Here is an 18,265-nt window from a genome sequence, read left to right as displayed (position 1 = left end):
ACAACTTTTTCCCGTTTCGTGAGCTGATTCCTCAAATGGCGGCTGGTGACACGGCTGCTTGTTCTACCCCCACACTGTGGATTCGCCCAGCAGGAAACCATGTCGACTGACGCTTGCCAGTTCTACTACGAGTGCCGCAACTGCAAGAACCTGCTGCGCCCCAACTCCGGCGACTGTTGCGTATTCTGTTCCTTCGGCTCGGTAAAATGCCCACCGATTCAGGCGCAGAACAGGAGTTGCGGGTAGTTCCAGGCTTTCCCCGGCACCATCGACAGCCCGCCTTTGCGCGGGCTGTTTGCGTCATGGCGCGGCGAAAAGGCTTAGCGTGCTCTATTTTCCGTTTTCTGAGACGTCCCCTAGCTGTAGCGACGCAAAATGATGTCGGCCCAGACGCGCAATCAAGAGGGCTTTCTGACGCAAATTAGTTGAGACGGATAGCGACTCCAGACGCACATTCGGTGATTCTCAAACCACATTACGTGAGACGGACGCACATTGTTGAGACACTCGACCGCGTTCGCGGCACAGACGGTCAAAGCGGCGGGCTCACGAAATATTGGTACCGAACGTCTGGATGAATTTCGACTTTCCTACGCGGCTCGGGGGGCTCACACCCGCCATTTCACAGTGTAGCTCGCCAAGAAAACGGCCGGTTTTCTGGTGGGCAGCAGGCGGCAGCTTTTTGCTCCGACGGGTCACCAGAAAACTCGTTGCTAAAATCAACACAAGATTGCATCCTATGCTCCTTGTTTCCTGACGGAGCGAAGAAGTTCTGCTAATCGGTTACGCCAGGGTATCGAAGTCCGATGGCTCCCAGACGGTAGCTCCGCAGCGCAATGCACTGCTTGTTGCGGGCGTAGACCCTGAGCGCATCTATGAAGACCTGGCTTCAGGGCGCAATGACGCGCGTCCTGGCTTGATCGCTTGCCTCAAGGCGCTTCAGCCCGGTAACACGCTCGTCCTCTGGAAATTGGATCGCCTGGGGCGTGATCTTCGACACCTGGTCAACACCGCCGAAGACTTGCGCGTGCGGGGCATCGGCTTGAAGGTACTGACCGGCGCCGGGGCGCAGATTGACACCACCACCGCCAATGGACGACTGGCCTTCGGCATCTTTGCAGCCTTCGCCGAATTCGAGCGCGAACTGATCGCCGAGCGCACCCAGGCGGGTCTCGCGGCGGCACGTGCTCGTGGGCGCTTGGGTGGGCGTCCGCGCAAGATGGATCGAGCAATGCTGACCATGGCGATGGCAGCCCTGTCGGATCCAAAGGCAGTTACTGCCGACGTCGCCAAGCGCTTGGGCATCACGACGACCACGCTTTACAGCTACGTCAACGGTGATGGTTCTCCGAAAGCCGCTGGTACTGCTTTGCTGCGCACCGAAACGGGCGACGAATCACCAGACACGGTATCCACTGTCCAGCGGAGCGCATAGTGGGCGCCGGTGCCGCCGTTCCGATGGAGGCGATCGTGGCCTCGCGCCGCAGATTAGCGGCCTTGCCGATACGACATCCGGAGCGCCTGGTGCCGATAGACTCGACGGCCAAGCCCTGCTGAATTCGCAGCGATCGACGGAACTAATCGAGGAGATGCGGGCAGCGGGACTGCCACTGTGACCATCCGCACCGCGAACGCGATTGAGCGTCTCAACAATGTGCGTTCGTCTCACGTAATGTGGTTTGAGAATCACCGAATGTGCGTCTGGAGTCGCTATCCGTCTCAACTAATTTGCGTCAGAACGCCCCCTTGATTGTGTGTCTTGGCCGACATCATTTTGCGTCGCTACAGATAGCGTCGACTTGTTCCACAGCATCCGCACCCGCAGCTTCGCGCAGCCCGTGGCAAATTCTCCATAGCCGCTTCCGCTCGGCACCCCGGCAAGACTCCTCCGTGCAGCACTGCGCGAGGAACCGTTCGTCCAGAACTCGTGCCACCACTATGCTATCGGGATCCACCCCTCCGCTTTTGCGTACTCTGCGAACTGCCGCCGCCTCTTGCGTGGCCCCTCTCGCACTTCGCGCGCCTTCAGCATGGGCAAGAGCCCCGGCAACCGGCCGGCGAGGTTTTCAATCGCGGGATTTGGGGCCTTTTAATGGCTTGACGTATCCTATCCCCCTGGATAGGATACGAGGTATGAGCACGCACACTTCCCATCCAGAGATCATCAAGCGCCTGAAACGGGCTGAAGGCCACCTCAGGAGCACCATCACCATGCTTGAGGACAGCCGTGACTGTCTGGCGATCGCCCAGCAACTGCAGGCCGTCGAAAGCGCAGTCGGCAATGCCAAGAAGACGCTGGTGCACGACCACATCGACCACTGCCTTGAACAAGCAGTGCGCGACGCGCCGCAAAGCGCGGAAGAGACTATCCGCGAGTTCAAAGCCATCACCAAATATCTCTGAAGGAAACACGATGACCAGTTTTTCCACCCTGCTGGCGCAGGGCGCGGGAAACGCCTGGCTGTTTATCCCGAGTGCGATCTTGCTCGGCGGCCTGCACGGCCTCGAACCAGGCCACTCCAAGACCATGATGGCCGCTTTCATTGTGGCGATTCGTGGCACGGTGGGGCAAGCCGTTCTGCTCGGGGTGTCGGCGACGATTTCACACACAGCTGTGGTGTGGGTGATCGCGCTTGGCGGCATGTACTTCGGCCAGAAATGGGACGCGGAAACCAGTGAGCCCTATCTGCAGGTGGCGTCCGCCTTGGTGATCATCGGCGTTGCTCTCTGGATGATCTGGCGGAACTGGCGACAACAGCAGCTTGCCGAGCAGGACCACGATCACGATCATCATCATGACGACAGCAAACGCATCGATACCGGTCACGGCGTGGTACGCCTGGATGTGTTCGAGGACGGCGTGCCGCCGCGCTTCCGCTTGTTCGCAGAAAGCGGGCACGGCCACACCTGGACAGCCGATCAGGTGAGGATCGAAACCGAACGACCAGACGGTAGCCGCCAGTCATTCCGGTTCGTGCAGCGCGACGGCTTTGTGGAGTCGGAGCAGGAAATTCAAGAGCCACACGAATTCGTGGCTCGTCTGCGCCTGGGTCATGAGCACCACAGCCACGACTATGATGTCGAGTTCGTCGAGCACGACCACCAGCACCACGCCATCAAGGACTACGAAGGGCTGGATGTGTCAGCTCCCGGATACCAGGATCCGCACGAACTGGCGCATGCCAACGATATCCGCCACCGTTTCACCAATCGGGAAGTGACGACCGGGCAGATCGTGATGTTCGGGTTGACTGGCGGGCTGATTCCCTGTCCCGCCTCGATTACCGTGCTGTTGCTGTGCTTGCAACTGAAGGAGATCGCGCTCGGTGCGACGCTGGTGCTGAGCTTCAGTATCGGCCTGGCCTTGACGATGGTGCTTTCTGGCGCCTTGGCAGCCTTGAGCGTGAAACACGTTTCCAGGCGCTGGAGCGGTTTCGGCAAGTTTGCGCGGAGAGCACCGTATTTCTCTGCTGCGCTCATCCTTCTCGTTGGTCTTTATGTTGGCTACCAAGGCCTGCAAGCGCTGGCCTGACGAGTAGGCTGCTGTTGGAAGATATGAGCCACCTCTCCATTAGACAGAATGTACCCCTCCCAGGATAAGATGCCGCCATGAAAGAAGGAGCAATTCATCCATCGCACTCGTGTATCAACAAGCGGCTAGAGAAAGTCGAAGGCCACTTGCAGATCATGGCGGAATGATGGAAGCTGGCCGCTGTTGTCTGAGTGTCTCGCAGCAGTTGCACGCTGTTGAGAAGATGCTCACTGCGGAAAAAGACCCTCGCGCATGACCACCTCAATCATTGTCTCGGACCCACCACCGATCACGCTGCGCCCAGGCAGTTCGGCTGCACTCGATGACTTCAGAAAAATCATAAAGTATCTGTAATGCACAGGCCGCATCGAAAAACCATACGGCTACTAATGCTCATCCTTTTTTTTGTGATGAGCGTCGGCGCCTATGGCTTCAACTTGAAGCGGTTTTCACACGAACTTGATCACGATCGCCAAACGCGCACCGCGTCGATCAATCACGATCACGCGCCGCGGCTTGATGCCAAGAGCAATCCGGCCGCCGAACCATCGAACGATGCCGAACATGAACTGTTGCACGCCTTGAGCCACTGCGAGCTATTTCCCAATTCGGCTGTCAGTCACCTTGCTGAGCCGCCTGCTCGGACAGCCATCGTGCTACCGAGCGCCCTCACTCTGCTCCCGGCAGAACTCGAGCCCCCTTTCCGACCTCCCCGTAGCGCATCCCTCGTTTAACTCCGCGTCGCTCGCGGAGTTCCGCAGGTTTGTCTTTCCCCTGGCTCGACGAGCGGCGTGGTCACGCTTGTTGTGTCGGCAGACGCTATAAAGAGGTTGATAATGAAAACAAGCAGCTCCCCCTTCCCGGCGGGAAGCGCATGGGCAATGGCCGTGATGTGCATCCTCACGGCTACCACGCAGGCAGCCGACCGGCCAGCAAAATTCACCGTTCCAAACAGCCAGATTCAGGCGTTGGGCATTCAAACCACGCCATTGCAGAATGATACCGACTTGGTAAAGGCGAGTTATCCCGCACATGTCGTGGTGCCGCCAGAAGCGGAACAGGTGATCAGTTCGCCCGTCGCCGGCCTAGTAGCGCAATTGCTGGTGCAGCAAAACCAGGTCGTGCCTTCAGGCGCACCACTGGTGCGCATCGTCAGTCCCGAACTGGGCCAGTTGCAGCTGCAGTTGTTACAAGCAACCGTTCGCGCCACCCTTGCACGGCAAGCGGCGCAGCGCGAGCACGCTTTGTTTGATGAAGGAATTATTGCCAAACGTCGAGTGCAGGAAGCGCGAGCGGCGCTGCAGGAAGCCGAAGCCACGCTCAATCAGGCCAAGGCAGCGCTGCGTCTAAGCGGCATGCCGTCCGCGACGATCGAGCGCATTGCGACGTCTGGCAAGCCCCAAGACAGCGTGACTCTGCTCGCGACGCAGGCCGGGATCGTCACCGTTATCGCGGTCAAACCTGGCCAGCGAGTCGAGGCAGCGACGGCTTTGTTGCACGTGGCTCAAACGGACTCTCTGTGGCTCGATATTCAGCTTCCGGTGTCGGAACGTGTGGGCTGGCCAGCCGGAACCCAGGTAAAAGTGCTCGGCCGCAGCCTCACGGCGCGAATCTTGAGCGTAAGCCCGACCGTCTCCCACGGCAGTCAGACAGTAGTACTGCGGGCAGCCGTCGAAGGCAAGACCGGCGAGGTTCGACCCGGCGAGTTGGTAACTGTCGAACTGCCAATCACCGCTACTCAAGGCAATTGGGATGTGCCCTTGTCCGCGGTGGTTCATGACGGCGAACAAGCTTACCTCCTCGTCCGCACCGCGGACGGTTTCGAAGCCAGACCCGTGAAGGTTGTGGTTAGCGCTGGTCAGCGTGTGCGCGTACAAGGCCCGCTCAAAGAAGGTGAACAGATCGCCATCAGCGGCGTGGTAGCACTCAAGGGCGCCTGGCTCGACGCGAAGGAGAGCAAGTGATGCTTGCTCGTCTCGTTCAGCTTTCCCTGTCGCAGCGCCTGTTCGTCTTGTTGGCGACGCTGATTGTCGCTGGTGCGGGATGGATGGCCTACCTCGGCTTGCCGATTGATGCATTCCCCGATGTGTCGAGCACGCAGGTCAAAATCATCATGAAGGCCCCCGGCATGACCCCGGAGGAGGTCGAAAGCCGAATCGCGGTGCCGATCGAAGTAGAAATGCTCGGCATCCCGAAAACCAAAATCCTGCGCTCGGTCACCAAGTACGGCCTGGTCGACGTAACCATCGACTTCGAGGACGGTACCGACATCTACTGGGCGCGCCAGCAGGTGAGTGAACGCCTGGGCGGCCTGACGGACAGTCTGCCGGCCGGCATCACGGGCGGAATGGCGCCGATCACTACCCCGCTGGGGGAAATGTTCATGTTCACCGTCGACGCCGATGGCTTGTCGCTGGCCGAACGGCGCAGCCTCCTGGATTGGGTCATCCGGCCAGCGTTGCGCACAGTGCCTGGCGTCGCCGACGTGAATGCGCTGGGTGGCGTCGTTCGCGCCTTCGAGGTTGTGCCCGATCAGATCAAGATGGCTGCCAGCGGCGTGACGGTGGCCCAGTTGAAGGAGGCGATTGACGCCAATAACCGCAACGATGGCGCGGGCCGGTTGGGCGAAGGCGACGAAGTATTGCTGGTGCGCAGCGAAGGAAGTGTCACGAGCCTGGACGACCTGCGTGCGATCGTGGTGACGATCAAGGACGATTCGCCGGTTCGTCTGGGCAACCTGGCCGAGGTCAAGATCGGCACTGTCACGCGCTATGGTGTGGTGACGCAAGATGGCAAAGCCGAAGCCGTCCAGGGACTGGTGCTGGGACTGGCAGGTGCCAATGCGCAAAAAGTCGTTGAAGGCGTGCGCAAGAAACTGGATGAACTGCAACCAACGCTCCCGAAAGATGTGCAGCTCGGCGTTTTCTACGATCGCGCCTCCCTCGTCAGCAAGGCGGTCGGTGCGGTCTCGGCAGCGCTGCTCGAGGCGTCAGTCCTGGTCATCATTTTGCTGGGGCTGTTCCTGGGCAATATCCGCGCGGCCGTGACCGTGGCTCTAGTACTGCCTCTGGCGGCACTGATCACCTTTATCCTGATGCGCGGCTTCGGTATGTCGGCCAACCTGATGAGTCTGGGAGGCCTCGCAATTGCTATCGGCATGTTGCTCGACGCGGCAGTGGTGGTGGTCGAAAACATCGTACAGCGCCTGGCGACCGACCCGACGGCCGGCAAGCTGCCGCGCTTGCATACCATCTATCGCGCAGTGCGCGAGGTTGCGGTTCCGGTCTCGTCCGGGATCCTGATCATCATTACCGTCTTTCTGCCGCTTCTGACGCTACAGGATCTGGAAGGCAAGTTCTTCGTGCCGGTGGCACTGACCATCGTCTTTGCCCTGGCCGGGTCGCTGCTGCTTTCGCTAACCGTCATTCCGGTGCTGGCGTCGTATTTGCTGCGCGAGGTCAAGCATGAGGATCCGTGGTTGCCACGCAAATTGCTGGCACTCTATGAGCCGGCCCTAGCCTGGGGACTGCGACGGCAGGGTATCGTCGTCGGCGTGGCAGTGCTGCTACTGCTGGGAGCGGGCGGGGTGTACACCCAGGTTGGCAAGACCTTCATGCCGACGATGGACGAAGGCGATTTGATCGTCGGTATCGAGAAATTGCCCTCCATCAGCCTGGAACAAAGCGCCGCTCTCGATCTGAAGATTCACCAGGCCCTCATGAAGGCCATCCCAGAGGTCACCGGCATCGTTGCACGTGCCGGCTCTGACGAAATTGGCCTCGACCCGATGGGGCTCAACCAGACCGACACCTACCTCGTGTTGAAGCCGCGAGACCACTGGCGCATGAAGAGTAAGGAAGCACTGATGGACGAGATACGCAAAGTGCTCGACCCCATGCCTGGTATCTCCTACAGCTTCACACAACCCATTGAAATGCGCGTCTCGGAAATGATTATCGGCGTGCGCGGCGATCTGGCAGTGAAGATATTCGGGCCTGATCTCGACCAGCTCAATACGTATGCGAGCGAGGTCGAAGCACTTCTCAAGACGGTCCCGGGGAATCAAGACGTCTACACCGTCCAGAACGATGGTGTGCAGTACTTGCAGGTGGTGGTTGACCGCCTGCAGGCAGGTAGCCTTGGTTTGAGCGTGGAAGAGATCCAGGACGCGCTGCGCACGCAGATCGAGGGGCAGCGGGCCGGCATCGTGATCGAAGGTAACCGCCGCACACCCATCGTATTGCGCGGCACCGAGGCGGTTCGTATGTCGCCGGCTGAATTTGGCGCCATGCGGATCACGACGCAGGGCGGCAGCACGGTGCCATTGACCAGCGTCGCCAAGCTGCAACGGGCGGCAGGGCCGGTCAAGATCGATCGGGAAATGGGCAGCCGTTATAGCGTGGTCATCGCCAACGTCGGTGGCCGCGATCTGGTTGGCTTCGTTGAAGAGGCCAGAGCGCTCGTCACGGAAAAGTTGTCCCTGCCTACCGGCTACCGCATCACCTGGGGGGGGCAGTTCGAGAACCAGCAGCGCGCGGCTGCGCGTTTGGCGGTGGTAGTTCCGGTCGCACTTGGCCTGGTCTTCGTCCTGCTGTTTTCGACCTTCCGCTCGGTGCGCCAGGCTTTGCTCATCCTGAGCAACGTCCCATTTGCCCTGGTCGGCGGTATCGTCGCCTTGTGGGTGACGGGAGAATACCTGTCGGTGCCAGCGTCGGTGGGCTTCATCGCGCTGCTCGGTATCGCGGTCTTGAACGGAGTCGTGCTGGTTAGCTATTTCAATCAATTGCACAGCGAAGGGATGAAATTGAGCGATGTCGTTGTTCAGGGCGCGAAGCGGCGTTTGCGCCCGGTACTGATGACCGCCTCAATTACGGCGTTCGGATTGATCCCGCTGCTCTTTGCCAGCGGGCCGGGCTCGGAAATCCAGCGGCCGCTTGCCATTGTCGTGATCGGTGGCCTGACCACCGCCACGGTGCTGACGCTGATGCTGTTGCCCATCCTGTATTTGCGCTTTGCTTTCCCAAGACGAGAGGTTCCCCATGTCTGAACTTTGCTTGACGCTGGTGTGTCCGCCAGAGGTCGAAGAAAAACTACTCGATCTGCTGCTCCTGTGGCCCGGTGCGACGATCTTCACCAGTACAGCGACAGCCGCGCACGGTCTGGCCCACGAGTCTCTGGATCAGACAGAACAGGTGCTGGGTCGGGCGCGAGCCACGGAGGTGCAGGTGATCTGTGCGGCGGCTGGTCAAGCGGCGCTGCTTGCAGCGCTGCGTCAGCAATTCTCCGGCGTGGGGCTGCGCTACTGGGTGACCCCAGTCGTCGAAGCGGGAGAAATCGCATGATGGTTAGATTGCTCTTGATCGGCATCTTCGCCGTAGTCAAGGCCGCATCTGCGGCGCAGCCAATGAATCCGCCGGGGCTCATGCCAACCGCAATTGCGCGCCCTTTATTCGAGCAGGACCCGGGCGTCGCCGCGGCGCGGGCAGGCTTGGACGTGGCTCTGCAAGAGGCGAGCATTCTCGATCAATCTCCGTATGAGTGGACCGCTCGCGTTGATGGGCAGCAGCGCAGAGTGGAAAACGGTCCCCGCTACAACGAATGGTTCGTAGGTGTCGAGAAGACCATTCGGCTTCCCGGCAAAGCCACAGCCGATCGCAGTATCGGCAAGGCAACCGTCGACGAGTCTCGGGCGCGCTATGGCGAGGCTTTGCTCACATCGGCTCGTGAACTGATGGAATTGTGGGTGGACTGGCTGGCGGCGGAACGCGCTCGCGAGCTGGGTGGGAGCAGCCTTCAGTCGATGCAAGCCAGTCTCGCGGCCGTGGAGAAACGCGCTCGCGCCGGCGATGCCTCGAAATTGGACCTGGGCATTACCCGCGCCGAACTGGCCGAGCAACGACGCATGGACAATGACGCAAAGACGCAGGCTGCCGCAGCCTGGTTACGTCTATCCACCCGCTTTCCTGGCGTCGAGCGTCAGCTCTTGGCTCTGCCCGAGCCGTTGGTGCTTGGGAGCGAGGCGCCATCTTGGCAGGAGCGCATCCTGGCTGAAACGCATGCACTGAAGCTTGTGCAAGCGCAAGTCCGGAAAGCGCAAGCGCAGGCAGAACGAGCACGTGCGGAGAAGATTCCTGATCCAACGTTCGGGGTCTATACGGCTTCGGAGATCGGCGGCCGCGAGCGCATTCCCGGAGTCACAATCAGCATTCCGATTCCGGGAGGCGCGCGTGACTTGCGCAGTGCACAGGCGATTGCGGCAGTTGAGGTTTCGCGCCAGGAAGCCGAACTCAAACAGCGCCAGCTTCAGGCAGGGATTGCAAGCGCCGTGGCGACTGCGCGCGGTGGCTACGAGAGCTTTCAGATCGCCAACGAAGGCGCGGCGGCTATGCAAGAGAACGCCCGTCTGATGCAGCGGGCTTATGCGCTCGGCGAAGCGGAGCTACAAGCTTTTCTGCTGACGCGTCGCCAAGCGACGGCTGCGGTGAACAACGCCTTGCAAGCGCAAGTCATCGCCCTGAAGGCCTATTACGGGCTGCTCATCGACGCGCACTTGATTTGGGGCTTGGAGCATGACTAGCCAGTCCGTGTCTTCACTTCGCCAGAAGAATTTTTTGCGTACTTTTGAAGCTCCGTCGATGATTGAAAGATGCAACATGCAAAATACCGTAACCATAGGCTTAGGGCGTACGAACGATGAACACCTCTTCGAGTTATGCGTCATGAGTGCTGCTCTCGCAGGGTATCGGAGCGGAAACGCAACGGCCGCTGGCGACCGTGGTTGTCGGTGGTCTGCTGACATCGACGGCCCTGACACTGCTCCTACTGCCGCTCATGTATGAGTGGGTCGAAGCGCGCCGAGAGCGCCGCACCGTAACTTCCCCTTGAGAAAGACAACGATGAAGACAGTGTTCGCTATCGCAGGTCTGGCCGTGCTTGCGCTCACCGGTTGCGTGGGACATACGCATGATCTCGCGCCGGAAAGTGGAAACCCAGAGGCCACAATCGGCACCTTCACTCACGAGGGGCGTGAGGGGCCTGCAATGGTCCTGGAATTCAAGGGACAGCGTTTTGCGGCCCAGGGCTTTGCGATACGCCGCGACGCAAACATCGCGGCCTTGCAACAGCACGATAGGCGCAGCATGCGTCCCAGCTGGGTATCGGCTGGAAGCAACCCCGAACACTACGAGTACTCGGCCACGCCAGAATTGCGTGCCACGGATGGCGCGGTGCTGCGATGCACCCTGACCTGGCCCGCCCGCCAGGCACCGGCGGGCTATTGCGAAACGCGCGAGGGGACGCGCATTGCCGTCCGCTTCGATTAAGCTGGTCGTCAATCACGAAGGGGTTGTAAGCCGGAACCCCAGAAAATTCCGTCAATCTGGAGTGGAACGAGCAGTTGTGTCACCAGCCGCCACCTTGGAGTAAGCCAGCGCTTCATTTGCTCATCCACTTGCGTGGCAGGCACTTTTTCAGGGAGGCGCATTCCTGCGGATTGCGTCCCTTGTGCTTGGCGATGCGATCCGCCGTGGCGACCTGACGCTTAATGGGCCAGAGTAGGAGCGGCCAGCCATCATTCGTCGCCGTCCAGGCCTCCACAGCTCAAGCTGTCCGGGTACAGCGCCGTCAATTGCGATAGCGTTGCCTGCACCTCTTCCAGATTGGTCATCATGTGGGAAACCTGTTCATCCAGATCGCTGGCCAGCTCGAATAGAGAAGCGACCTGGCTGGGGTTGTAAGCCGGAACCGCCGAAAATTCCGTCATCCCCACGCCGGCCCTGCCACGAGCGTATCCAGGTCCAGGTCGATCACCGTGCCGTCGCTTTGGAACGTGTAGTACCCGTTCCACATCGGTGATTCCGCTCGCCGTATCCTTCATTTCCTTGTCACGGAGCCCGGCTGCTCACAGGCCAAGTTCGCTGTGCGAACCGAGACGGACGAGCTGGAGTACGTTGTCGTCCGGTTTTCTGTAAATCAAGACCAAGTCGGGCTTGACGTGACAATCCCGGTGGTCCTTCCAATCCCCACTGAGCGAATGATCGTGGTGCTTGTCGGCCAGAACCTGATCATGGGCCAAGGCCGTGACGATGGCGACGAAGTCACTTTGCAGCGTTTGCCGGTGCGGTCCCTTGGTTTCGCGCTTGTAGTCACGCTTGAACTGGCCAGTGTGTTCAATCTTCCGCATTCAGGTCCGCCATCAGATCCTCGACGGTGGCGAACGACTTCAGGCCACCATTGCGCGCTTCCTTCATCGCCTCGATGGTTTCGACGTTCGGAACCAGTGGCTCGAACGGCAGTGCCTTCTCGCGGGCGACGCGGGTCAGCATGATGCGGAAGGCGTCCGACACGGTCAGCCCCATCGCCGCAAGCACGGCGGTCGCCTCTTCCTTAATGTGCTCGTCGATTCTGGCACGGACAACGGCATTTGCGGACATGATCTGATCCTCCAAGTTATTGAGCTACATTGTAGCCCACGAGACGCCAGGACGCATCCCTTGCGCTTTGGCCGGATGTCGGAAAACACCTGTTTCCCACCCCCCGGACGGCAAAGCGGCGCAAACGATGGTCTCGACAGGGCGAAAGCTGCACGGGGAAACCGTGTCTGATAGGTCGGATGGCCGGAAACTTTGTCTCCGGCGTTTTCCGACTACGAAATGGCGGCTGGTGACACGGCTTGCTTGTTCTACCCCTTGTGGCGGCGATAGCCGGCTGCCTCGCAGAGCAGGATGTCCGTTGAGCACGCAGTGCGAATAAGGGCTTCGTGAAGAAGGACGACCCGCCTGCGGGTGGGCCTACTTCACATATCCTGCCCGGCCCTACAGCGTTGTTACACCAGAAATAGAACGACACCGTGCGTTGTTTTATCGTTGTTCTACCTTTTTTTACCGTTGTTCTACCGTTACTGCACCGTTGTTAGCGGCTGCGTACATCCGCAGAAATCTGGCGGCATTAAATGGCGGCGGAATTTGGCGGCGACGTGAGCGGTGTGACGTGAACGAAACAGGGGCCCGGCGGCCCCCTGAGTCTTGATCGTGTGACGTTGGCTTAGAACGGCGGATCGGTAGTCTCGACGTCGCAGCAGGTCACCCGCTGCTCGCGGAACCGGGTCTGCAAAGCGACCTCGTAGTGCGCCCAGATTCGATCGCGTAAATCATCAAGCAGCTCGATGACCGCCAGCGCCTGGTCCGGCGACCAGCGCGAATCGATGAGCAGGTCGAGACCATCGTGCAAACCGGAAGGTTGATGAGTGAGCTTCACGTCGCCGCCTTCGCCGTGCGCTTCCTGGATCTGGCAGCGGCCTGTTCCTGGGCCTCTTTGCGCCGGTAGGATTCTCCCTTGATGGCGAGAATCTCGGCGTGATGGACCAGGCGGTCGATCATCGCCACCACGCAACCGGCGTTGGGAAAGACCTCCGGCCATTCTGAGAATGATTTATTGGTCGTGATCAAAGTGCTCTTCTTCTCGTGACGCCGGTTGATCAACTCGAAGAGCAAGTCCGCATGACGGTTCGAGTAAGACAGGTAGCCGACCTCATCGATGACCAGCAAATCTGGCGCCGCATAACGACGCAAGCGGTAGCGTAGGGCCGAATCACTGTCCAGGCCAGCCAGATCACCGAGCAGCTGCCCGGCCGTCGCAAACAATACCGTGTGCCCCTCCAGGATCGCCTGATGCGCAATGTTCTGGGCGATCATCGTCTTGCCCAGGCCGCTGCTGCCGACCAGGAGGACATTGGTGGCCGCCGGTACGAAGTCCAGCGTCATCAGTTCCGCGATCGCCCGCTGATCACACTGCTGCGGCCAGGTCCAGTCGAAATCGGCCAGCGGCTTGAAGCGCCCGATATGGGCACAGCGCAGCCGCCGTTCGAGCGAGCGGCGGGCACGTTCGCTTTCTTCCCAGGACAGCAAAGGATCCAGCCAGGGCTGCTCCGCACACTCGGCCCAGTGCGCGAGGATCCCGTGCAACTGCAAAGCGGCCGCGCGTTGGCGGCGGGCATCATTCGTCATCCGGAGAACCTCCCATCAACTGATCGTAGTCATCGAGCCTGTGCGGGCGAACCCGGACATCCCGCCGCTTCACATGCTCCGGCAAAGGCACCGCCAACGGCGGCGGTGCCGCCTTCGCCTGCCGGCGCTTCTCCAGGGCCAGGCGAACCGCATTCGGATGCGGCACGCCGCGCCCCAACGCGTCGGCAATCGCCGCCGTCAGTTCGGCCACGCCGTAAGCTTCCAGCAGTTCGGTCAGCGCGCGCACCGTGCGTCCCAGCGGTTCGCCGCGTTCAACCGCTTGCGTGAGCAGCTCGCGGCTCGTCGGCACCGCCTGCACCAGATGATCGGTGCCACGATGCGCGGCGGCTTGATGCTTATGCGCGACCAGGGTCGCGATGTGTTCGGGGATTTCGATTTGTTGCCGGCGGTCATAACTGCGCCGATGGGTTGCGACCACGGTCTGGCCATCAAGGATGCGTACCTGATCCAGACTGGCAACGACGCTGAGCGTGCGTGCCACGCAGGTATGCGGGATCGAGTAGTCATTCAGGTCGAAGCGCACGTACGGCGTCTTGCCGGCGCAGACGGCCTTGACCTCGTCGGTCGGGAAGGCGTTCCCCGGTAGCGTCAGCAGGCGTGTTCGCTCCTGCTCGAAAGCCTCATGGACCGTCAGCGCCTCGTCCTCCGGGCAGCGTCGCTCCCCGGCAGGCCCGATGACCCAGGCGTCGGCCTGCGCATTCAAATCGTCCACATCCGTGAAGCGGCGGCCGGCGAAGAACGCATCGCGGATAAAACGAACGGCCCTCTCGACGCGGCCTTTCTCATTCCCCCGCGCCACCGCCACGGGGCGCGGCTCGAAGCGGTAGTGACCCGACAGGGCCAGCAGTGTCGGGTGAAAACGGATGACCGAGCCCTGGCGCTCAAGGACCGCGCTCTTGAGATTGTCGTACAGGGCGACCCGCGGGCAGCCGCCCCAGGCGGTCAGCGCACCGACATGGCCACGCAGGAAGTTCTCCATGTAGGCGCCGAGGTAGAAGCGCAGGAAGATCTGCCGCGACCAGGAGAGGACAGCCACGAAGCCCATCAGCGGCCGGCGTGCTCGACCGATTTCCAGGTGGCCAAAGTGACCCCAGTCGACCTGCATCTGTTCGCCCGGCAAGGTGCGCAGTCGCAGGTAGGGGTCGTCTCAGAAAACGGAAAATAAAGCACGCTAAGCCGGTTGCAATGGTCGTAGCGGCCTGAACTTGCCCGCGCCGATCTTGGCGCTGCTGCGCCAGAGGTAGTCGCCGGTCAGGTTGATGTGTTCCCAGCCGAGCGGCGACAGGTACTGCAACAACGCGTTATCGACAGTATGGCCATTGCCACGTAACGCTTGCGCTGCGCGCTCCAGATAGACCGTGTTCCACAGCACAACGGCCGCCGTCACCAGGTTGAGGCCGCTGGCCCGATAGCGCTGCTGCTCGAAACTGCGGTCGCGGATTTCGCCCAAGCGGTTGAAGAACACGGCCCGGGCCAGTGCGTTGCGGGCTTCGCCCTTGTTCAACCCGGCATGCACACGGCGGCGCAGCTCGACGCTTTGCAGCCAGTCGAGGATGAACAGCGTGCGCTCGATGCGGCCCAACTCGCGCAGGGCGACGGCCAGGCCGTTCTGGCGCGGGTAACTGCCGAGCTTCCTGAGCATCAGCGAGGCCGTCACCGTGCCCTGCTTGATCGAGGTGGCCAGCCGCAAAATTTCGTCCCAATGGGCGCGGACATGCTTGATGTTGAGCGTGCCGCCGATCATCGGCTTGAGCGCGTCATAGGCGGTTTCGCCCTTGGAAATGTAGAGCTTGGTGTCTCCCAAATCGCGGATGCGCGGCGCGAAGCGGAAGCCCAAGAGGTGCATCAGAGCAAAGACATGATCGGTGAAGCCCGCCGTGTCGGTGTAGTGTTCTTCGATGCGCAGGTCGGACTCGTGGTACAGCAGGCCATCGAGCACATAGGTGGAGTCGCGCACGCCGACATTTACCACCTTGGTGTGGAACGGCGCGTACTGGTCGGAGATGTGGGTGTAGAACGTCCGTCCTGGGCTGCTGCCATATTTCGGGTTGATGTGGCCGGTACTCTCGGCCTTGCTGCCGGTGCGGAAGTTCTGGCCGTCCGATGATGACGTGGTGCCGTCGCCCCAATGCTCGGCGAAGGGATGCCGGAATTGGGCGTTCACCAATTCAGCCAGCGCCGTCGAATAGGTTTCGTCGCGGGTATGCCAGGCTTGCAACCAGGCGAGCTTGGCGTAGGTCGTGCCGGGACAGGACTCAGCCATCTTCGTCAGGCCCAGGTTGATTGCGTCGGCCAGGATCGTCGTTAGCAGCAAGTTTTTGTCCTTGGCCAGATCGCCCGATTTCAGGTGCGTGAAGTGGCGGGTGAAGCCCGTCCACTCATCGACTTCGAGCAGCAATTCGGTGATCTTGACGTGTGGCAGGATCATGGCCGTCTGGTCGATCAGCGCCTGCGCGGTGTCGGGCACCGCCGCATCCAGCGGCGTGATTTTCAAGCCGGACTCGGTGATGATGGCATCGGGCAGATCGTTGGCCGCCGCCATGCGGTTGACGGTGGCAAGCTGCGTTTCCAGTAGGGTCAGCCGGTCGTGCAGATATTGGTCGCAGTCGGTGACAACGGCCAGCGGCAATGTGCTGGACTGCTTGAGGCTGGTGAACTTATCGGGCGGCACCAGGTAGTCCTCGAAGTCCTTGAACTGGCGCGAACCCTGCACCCAAATGTCGCCCGAGCGAAGGGAGTTCTTGAGTTCCGACAGGGCGCACAGTTCGTAGTAGCGTCTGTCGATACCAGCGTCGGTCATCACCAGTTTCTGCCAGCGCGGCTTGATGAAGTCGGTCGGGGCATCGGTTGGCACCTTGCGGGCGTTGTCGGTGTTCATACCGCGCAGCACCTCGATGGCATCAAGCACACCCTTGGCGGCGGGCGCGGCCCGCAGCTTGAGCACGGCAAGGAATTCCGGCGCGTAGCGGCGCAAGGTGGCGTAACTCTCGCCGATGCGATGCAGGAAGTCGAAGTCATCGGGCTGCGCGAGCTTTTGCGCCTCGGTGACGCTCTCGGCGAAAGCGTCCCAGGACATGACGGCCTCAATGGCCGCGAACGGGTCGCGGCCTGACTGTTTGGCGTCGATCAGCGCCTGACCGATGCGCCCGTACAGTCGCACCTTGGCGTTGATGGCTTTACCAGAAGCCTGGAACTGCTGCTGATGCTTGTTCTTGGCGGCGTTGAACAGCTTCCCCAGGATGCGGTCGTGCAAGTCGATGATTTCGTCGGTGACGGTGGCCATGCCTTCGATGGCCAGCGCCACGAGGGTGGCGTAGCGCCGCCGCGGCTCGAACTTGGCCAGGTCGGCGGGCGTCATCTGGCCGCCCTCGCGGGCGATTTTGAGCAGCCGGTTCTGGTGAACCAGCCGCTCGATGCCAGAAGGCAGGTCGAGGGCCTGCCAGGCTTTGAGGCGCTCAATGTGTTCGAGCATGTGGCGGGAGTTCGGTTTGACAGGCGACTGACGCAGCCAGGCCAGCCAGGTCATCTTGCCGTTGTCGCGGCGTTTCAGCAGATCGTCGAGGCGATGCCGGTGTCCGTTCGACAGCGGCTCGGACAGGGCTTCATAGATGCGTCGGTTGGCGCGAGTGATGGCCTCAGCACTGGCGCGCTCGATGGCGTTGAGCGCGGGCAGGATGATCGACTGCCGCCGCAGTTGCTCAATCAAGGCGCTGGCCAGCACGATGCCTTTGTCGGTCTGCATGGCCAGCTCGGTCAGCGTGTGGACGGCCTGTCGGTAATGGCTCATGGTGAACGGCTGGAAGCCGAACACCGTTTGCAGTTCGACCAGGTGCTCGCGCCGGGTCTGTTCCCGCTGCCCGTAGTCGTTCCAGCTTTCAACACCGACCTTGAGCTGGTCGGCGACCAGTTTCAGCAAGGGCAGGAACAGCGGCTGATCGACGCCAAGGAGAATGCCGGGAAAGCGCAGGTAGCAAAGCTGCACCGCGAAGCCCAACCGGTTCGCAGGCCCGCGCCGCTGCCGGATGATCGAAAGGTCACTATCACTGAGCGAGTAATGCCGGATCAAATCGTCCTTGGTGTCCGGCAACGCCAGCAGGCTTTCCCGCTCGGCGGCGGACAGGATGGAACGACGAGGCATATTTACTGATCCGTTCTCAAGTATTGATACAGGGTCTCCCGACTGACGCCGAACTCGCGCGCCAGTTTCGACTTTTGTTCGCCTGCGTCGGCCCGTTGACGTAACTCGGCCGCACGCTCTGGCGACAGGGCTTTCTTGCGGCCCCGGTAGGCACCGCGCTGCTTAGCCAGCGCAATGCCCTCGCGCTGCCTCTCGCGGATCAGGGCACGCTCGAATTCGGCGAATGCACCCATCACGGACAGCATCAGATTGGCCATCGGCGAATCCTCGCCGGTGAAGGTCAGGCATTCCTTGACGAACTCAATTCGTACGCCGCGCTTGGTGAGCTTTTGCACGAGGCGGCGCAAGTCATCGAGGTTGCGCGCCAGGCGATCCATGCTGTGCACCACCACGGTATCGCCTTCGCGCACGAAGGTCAGCAGCGTGTCGAGCTGCGGGCGCAGCGTATCTTTGCCCGACGCCTTGTCGGTGAATACCTTGTCCACCTGGACCTGCTCAAGCTGGCGATCCGGGTTCTGATCGAAGCTGCTGACCCGCACGTACCCGATGCGTTGACCTTTCAAGGGTGTC

General features: G+C 61.0%; 17 protein-coding genes and 1 pseudogene. 10 read left to right on the top strand and 8 right to left on the bottom strand.

What is annotated here, in order from left to right; all coding sequences use genetic code 11:
* The first annotated feature begins 42 nt into the window (after positions 1-42).
* The 10 genes and pseudogenes from CAP2UW1_RS26320 (at position 43) to CAP2UW1_RS23025 (ending at position 10,854) form a co-directional block, all read left to right on the top strand.
* The gene (locus CAP2UW1_RS26320) at positions 43-246 is read left to right on the top strand and encodes a GDCCVxC domain-containing (seleno)protein (protein ID WP_081444316.1); all 204 of its coding nucleotides are present in this window, start codon (positions 43-45) and stop codon (positions 244-246) included.
* A gap of 526 nt (positions 247-772) precedes the next feature.
* Positions 773-1,435, top strand: coding sequence for a recombinase family protein (locus CAP2UW1_RS23060; protein WP_012806075.1), 663 nt, complete (start codon positions 773-775; stop codon positions 1,433-1,435).
* A 698-nt stretch (positions 1,436-2,133) separates the two neighbouring features.
* A complete protein-coding gene (locus tag CAP2UW1_RS23055) occupies positions 2,134-2,403 on the top strand; it encodes a metal-sensing transcriptional repressor (RefSeq protein ID WP_012806074.1) in 270 nt (89 codons plus the stop codon).
* A 10-nt stretch (positions 2,404-2,413) separates the two neighbouring features.
* Positions 2,414-3,532, top strand: a complete 1,119-nt coding sequence (locus tag CAP2UW1_RS23050; protein WP_012806073.1) for a nickel/cobalt efflux protein RcnA — start codon at positions 2,414-2,416, stop codon at positions 3,530-3,532.
* An 836-nt stretch (positions 3,533-4,368) separates the two neighbouring features.
* Positions 4,369-5,496 (top strand): efflux RND transporter periplasmic adaptor subunit, encoded by a 1,128-nt coding sequence (locus tag CAP2UW1_RS23045; protein WP_012806072.1) that lies wholly within the window; start codon positions 4,369-4,371, stop codon positions 5,494-5,496.
* The gene (locus CAP2UW1_RS23040; protein WP_012806071.1) at positions 5,496-8,579 is read left to right on the top strand and encodes an efflux RND transporter permease subunit; all 3,084 of its coding nucleotides are present in this window, start codon (positions 5,496-5,498) and stop codon (positions 8,577-8,579) included. The genes CAP2UW1_RS23045 and CAP2UW1_RS23040 overlap by 1 nt, the downstream gene beginning before the upstream one ends.
* Positions 8,572-8,874: a DUF3240 family protein gene (locus tag CAP2UW1_RS23035; RefSeq protein WP_012806070.1), complete on the top strand. Its 303-nt coding sequence runs from the start codon at positions 8,572-8,574 to the stop codon at positions 8,872-8,874. The genes CAP2UW1_RS23040 and CAP2UW1_RS23035 overlap by 8 nt, the downstream gene beginning before the upstream one ends.
* The gene (locus CAP2UW1_RS23030; protein ID WP_012806069.1) at positions 8,871-10,109 is read left to right on the top strand and encodes a TolC family protein; all 1,239 of its coding nucleotides are present in this window, start codon (positions 8,871-8,873) and stop codon (positions 10,107-10,109) included. Before CAP2UW1_RS23035 ends, CAP2UW1_RS23030 begins: the two co-directional genes overlap by 4 nt.
* 146 nt (positions 10,110-10,255) lie before the next feature.
* Positions 10,256-10,417 (top strand): annotated as a pseudogene (locus CAP2UW1_RS25870) (efflux RND transporter permease subunit); the annotation flags it as partial.
* Positions 10,418-10,428: 11 nt separating this feature from the next.
* A complete protein-coding gene (locus CAP2UW1_RS23025) occupies positions 10,429-10,854 on the top strand; it encodes a hypothetical protein (RefSeq protein ID WP_012806068.1) in 426 nt (141 codons plus the stop codon).
* A gap of 248 nt (positions 10,855-11,102) precedes the next feature.
* Here CAP2UW1_RS23025 and CAP2UW1_RS23020 read toward each other — a convergent pair whose 3' ends face one another.
* The 8 genes from CAP2UW1_RS23020 to CAP2UW1_RS22985 form a co-directional block, all read right to left on the bottom strand.
* Positions 11,103-11,294 carry a hypothetical protein gene (locus tag CAP2UW1_RS23020; protein WP_012806067.1) on the bottom strand — a complete coding sequence of 64 codons (192 nt, stop codon included), beginning with the start codon at positions 11,292-11,294 and terminating at the stop codon, positions 11,103-11,105.
* Positions 11,295-11,432: 138 nt separating this feature from the next.
* Positions 11,433-11,714, bottom strand: a complete 282-nt coding sequence (locus CAP2UW1_RS23015) for a type II toxin-antitoxin system YafQ family toxin (RefSeq protein WP_012806066.1) — start codon at positions 11,712-11,714, stop codon at positions 11,433-11,435.
* On the bottom strand, positions 11,701-11,964 hold the full coding sequence (locus tag CAP2UW1_RS23010; RefSeq protein ID WP_012806065.1) for a type II toxin-antitoxin system RelB/DinJ family antitoxin: 264 nt from the start codon (positions 11,962-11,964) through the stop codon (positions 11,701-11,703). The genes CAP2UW1_RS23015 and CAP2UW1_RS23010 overlap by 14 nt, the downstream gene beginning before the upstream one ends.
* Positions 11,965-12,574: 610 nt before the next feature.
* Positions 12,575-12,787, bottom strand: a complete 213-nt coding sequence (locus CAP2UW1_RS23005; RefSeq protein WP_012806064.1) for a hypothetical protein — start codon at positions 12,785-12,787, stop codon at positions 12,575-12,577.
* Positions 12,784-13,536: an IS21-like element helper ATPase IstB gene (istB, locus tag CAP2UW1_RS23000; RefSeq protein WP_012806063.1), complete on the bottom strand. Its 753-nt coding sequence runs from the start codon at positions 13,534-13,536 to the stop codon at positions 12,784-12,786. Before istB ends, CAP2UW1_RS23005 begins: the two co-directional genes overlap by 4 nt.
* Complete coding sequence (locus tag CAP2UW1_RS22995) at positions 13,526-14,662, bottom strand: Mu transposase domain-containing protein (protein ID WP_012806062.1); 1,137 nt, start codon at positions 14,660-14,662, stop codon at positions 13,526-13,528. The genes istB and CAP2UW1_RS22995 overlap by 11 nt, the downstream gene beginning before the upstream one ends.
* A 66-nt stretch (positions 14,663-14,728) precedes the next feature.
* Positions 14,729-17,695, bottom strand: a complete 2,967-nt coding sequence (locus CAP2UW1_RS22990) for a Tn3 family transposase (protein ID WP_012806061.1) — start codon at positions 17,693-17,695, stop codon at positions 14,729-14,731.
* A gap of 2 nt (positions 17,696-17,697) precedes the next feature.
* Positions 17,698-18,258, bottom strand: coding sequence for a recombinase family protein (locus CAP2UW1_RS22985; RefSeq protein ID WP_012806060.1), 561 nt, complete (start codon positions 18,256-18,258; stop codon positions 17,698-17,700).
* Between the last annotated feature and the right edge of the window lie 7 nt (positions 18,259-18,265).

This window comes from Candidatus Accumulibacter phosphatis, from assembly GCF_000024165.1.
In the GTDB taxonomy this organism is placed as follows: Bacteria; Pseudomonadota; Gammaproteobacteria; order Burkholderiales; family Rhodocyclaceae; genus Accumulibacter; species Accumulibacter phosphatis.
Note: the sequence above shows the minus strand (reverse complement) of the source record. Positions and strands in the feature narration are given on the sequence as shown.